Origin of the sequence: Nocardioides sp., from assembly GCF_031422975.1 — a bacterium.
Taxonomy (GTDB): Bacteria; Actinomycetota; Actinomycetes; order Propionibacteriales; family Nocardioidaceae; genus Nocardioides.
In genome coordinates, this window is the sequence record NZ_JANPEO010000032.1 from 1 (window position 1) to 3686 (window position 3686).

Genomic DNA, 3686 nt, shown 5'->3' on the forward strand with positions numbered 1-3686 from the left:
GCGAGGCGCTGCAGCTCGGTCACTCCTACATCGGCACCGAGCACATCCTGCTCGGCCTGATCCGCGAGGGCGAGGGTGTCGCCGCCCAGGTGCTGCAGAAGCTCGGCGCCGACCTCAACCGCGTGCGCCAGCAGGTCATCCAGCTGCTCTCGGGCTTCCAGGGCAAGGAGTCGGCCGCTTCGGGTGCGGCGGCGAGCGGCTCGGGCTCCGAGGCGCCGTCGAGCTCGCTGGTCCTCGACCAGTTCGGCCGCAACCTGACCCAGGCCGCCCGCGAGGGCAAGCTCGACCCGGTCATCGGCCGCGAGCAGGAGATCGAGCGGGTCATGCAGATCCTCTCGAGGCGCACGAAGAACAACCCGGTGCTGATCGGCGAGCCCGGCGTCGGCAAGACGACGATCGTCGAGGGCCTGGCGCAAGACATCGTCAAGGGCAACGTGCCTGAGACGCTCAAGGACAAGCAGATCTACACCCTCGACCTCGGTGCGCTCGTCGCCGGCTCGCGCTACCGCGGTGACTTCGAGGAGCGTCTCAAGAAGGTGCTCAAGGAGATCCGCACACGCGGGGACATCGTGCTGTTCATCGACGAGATCCACACCCTCGTCGGCGCCGGCGCGGCCGAGGGCGCGATCGACGCGGCCTCCATCCTCAAGCCGATGCTGGCTCGTGGCGAGCTGCAGACCATCGGTGCGACGACGCTCGACGAATACCGCAAGTACCTCGAGAAGGACGCTGCGCTCGAGCGCCGCTTCCAGCCGATCCAGGTCGCCGAGCCGTCCATCGCGCACACGATCGAGATGCTCAAGGGTCTGCGCGACCGCTACGAGGCGCACCACCGGGTGACCATCACCGACGAGGCGCTGGTCTCGGCGGCCACGCTCGCCGACCGCTACATCTCCGACCGGTTCCTGCCGGACAAGGCGATCGACCTCATCGACGAGGCGGGCTCGCGCCTGCGCATCCGCCGGATGACCGCGCCTGCCGACCTGCGTGAGTACGACGACAAGATCGCCGACGTGCGCCAGCGCAAGGAGAGCGCGATCGACGGCCAGGACTTCGAGGCGGCCGCGCGTCTGCGTGACGAGGAGAAGCAGCTCATCGCCCGCAAGGCCGAGCGCGAGACCCAGTGGCGCTCGGGCGACATGGACGAGGTCGCCGAGGTCGACGAGGAGCTCATCGCCGAGGTCCTCGCCGTGGCGACCGGCATCCCGATCGTGAAGCTCTCCGAGGAGGAGTCGACCCGACTGCTCAAGATGGAGGACGAGCTCCACAAGCGCGTGATCGGCCAGGAAGAGGCCGTCAGGGCCCTCTCGCGGGCCATTCGACGTACCCGGGCCGGGCTCAAGGACCCGAAGCGTCCCGGCGGCTCGTTCATCTTCGCCGGCCCGTCCGGTGTGGGTAAGACGTGGCTGTCCAAGACGCTGGCCGACTTCTTGTTCGGTGACGAGGACTCGCTGATCCAGCTCGACATGAGCGAGTTCAGCGAGAAGCACACCGTCTCGCGGCTGTTCGGTTCGCCTCCCGGCTACGTCGGCTACGAAGAGGGCGGCCAGCTCACCGAGAAGGTGCGCCGCAAGCCGTTCTCCGTGGTGCTCTTCGACGAGGTGGAGAAGGCTCACCCCGACATCTTCAACAGCCTGTTGCAGATCCTCGAGGAAGGTCGCCTGACCGACTCGCAGGGCCGGGTGGTCGACTTCAAGAACACCGTCATCATCATGACCACCAACCTCGGCACCCGCGACATCTCCAAGGGCCAGAACCTCGGCTTCCAGCAGTCGGGCGACGGCAGCTCCTACGAACGGATGAAGAACAAGGTCTCCGAGGAGCTCAAGCAGCACTTCCGGCCCGAGTTCCTCAACCGTGTCGACGAGATCATCGTGTTCCCGCCGCTGACGCAGGAGCAGATCGTCGCCATGGTCGACAACATGATCGCGGGCGTCGAGCTCCGGCTCAAGGACCGTGACATGCAGCTCGAGCTGACCCAGCCGGCCAAGAACCTCCTGGCCGAGCGGGGCTTCGACCCGGTGCTGGGTGCGCGTCCGCTGCGGCGCACGATCCAGCGCGAGATCGAGGACGTGATGGCCGAGACGATGCTCTTCGGCGAGATCGGCCCCGGCCAGATCGTGCTCGTGGACATCGAGGGCGAGGGCCCCAACGCCACGTTCACGTTCAAGGGTCAGAAGGTCTCGGCGATGCCGGACATGCCGCCCTTCGAGACGGCCGACGTGCTGGGCGACAGCGAGCCCCCGCTCGAGGGACCCGACGACAGCGCGGGCCCGATCGACGTGGAGAAGTCCACCGACTGAGTCATCCGCACCATCCGGAGCCCCCGACCGACCTGGCCGGGGGCTCCGGCGCATTTCGGGGTGTGTCCTTCTTGCCCGATATCCATGGGCGAGATGGCTCAGGATCCGCCGGATCGCGCGCCATCGCGCCCATGGATATCCCGACGATCGAGGGTCAGGACGGCAGGGCGTACGCCGATGGGCCGGCCGTCACGATCAGCCGGTCGTCGACCAGGCCGGCTATACAGCGCTCGCGCTGGGTCGCGTGCGGCCACACGGCGTCGATGCGCGAGCGGTGGACCGGGCCCTCGGCATCGCGGAGCACGGCCATGATCCGCCCGCGGCACTGACGATCCGTCCCTTCCCACGCCTGGCCGCGACGGGGAGGGCCGTCGTGGGCCGGCCGTCCGGCAGCCAGCCACGCGCACTGGTCGGCGATCGGACAGGAGTCGCAGTGCGGGTCGCGAGCCGTGCAGACGAGTGCGCCCAGCTCCATCACTGCGACCGCCCAGGTGGCGGCCGTCGACACGTCAGCCGGCAGGAGGTCTGTCGCGAGATCGCGCTCCGCGCGGGTCACCGATGTGGGCGCGAACTCGACCCCGCTGACCGCCCGGGCGAAGACGCGGCGGACGTTGGTGTCGAGCACTGCGTGCCGCTGGCCGAAGGCGAAGCTCGCGATGGCCGACGCCGTGTAGTCCCCGATCCCGGGCAGGGCCAGCAGGTCGGCGTACGCCGCAGGCACCTCGCCGCCGTGTGCGCTCACGATCGCCGTCGCGGCCGCGTGCAGGCGCAGCGCCCGTCGCGGGTAGCCGAGCCGCCCCCACATCCGCACTGCCTCCCCAGTCGCTTCGACCGCCAGTGCCGCCGGTGTGGGCCAACGGGCCAGCCAGGCGGCGTGCACCGGGATCACCCGAGCCACCGGGGTCTGCTGCAGCATGAACTCCGAGACCAGCACCGACCACGCCGACGCCGTCGGCGAGCGCCACGGAAGGTCGCGCGCGTGCTCGTCGTACCACCCGAGCACCGGGTCGTGGAGATCGCTCATCGCCCCAGATCCTATGTGGGATGCGGGGTCTCGCGGTGTGGCAACAGGATCGAGGGGCGCTGGCTGTCTACCGTGGCGCCATGCCGTCCACGTCCCTGCAACCACGCGGTCCGCTGCCCCCGCGCATCTACTGGACGCGCCGTCTGGTGCTGCTGGGAATTGCGCTGGCGCTGGTGGCCGGTTTCGCGCGGATCCTGGGGGGCTCGAGCGACGGGTCGGACGACGGTGGCGACCAGGCCACACGCCGGTTCACAGACGCGACAGAACGTTCGAATGTCCGGCATCGGCGCGCTCATCCTTTCGACTGTTTTCGTGCTTGCCCAGTTTCGTGTTGTCGTGCTGCTCAGGGCGGGTGGCTG

At 68.9% G+C, this 3686-nt stretch carries 2 protein-coding genes; one reads left to right on the forward strand and one right to left on the reverse strand.

The genetic code is table 11. The features are described 5' to 3' along the window. Positions 1-2303 (forward strand): ATP-dependent Clp protease ATP-binding subunit (locus tag RMO85_RS01060; protein WP_310525903.1); only part of this gene is annotated, 2303 nt, incomplete at its 5' end. A 154-nt stretch (positions 2304-2457) separates the two neighbouring features. Here the strand turns inward: RMO85_RS01060 and RMO85_RS01065 are convergent. After that, a complete protein-coding gene (locus tag RMO85_RS01065; RefSeq protein ID WP_310525905.1) occupies positions 2458-3327 on the reverse strand; it encodes an A/G-specific adenine glycosylase in 870 nt (289 codons plus the stop codon). Between the last annotated feature and the right edge of the window lie 359 nt (positions 3328-3686).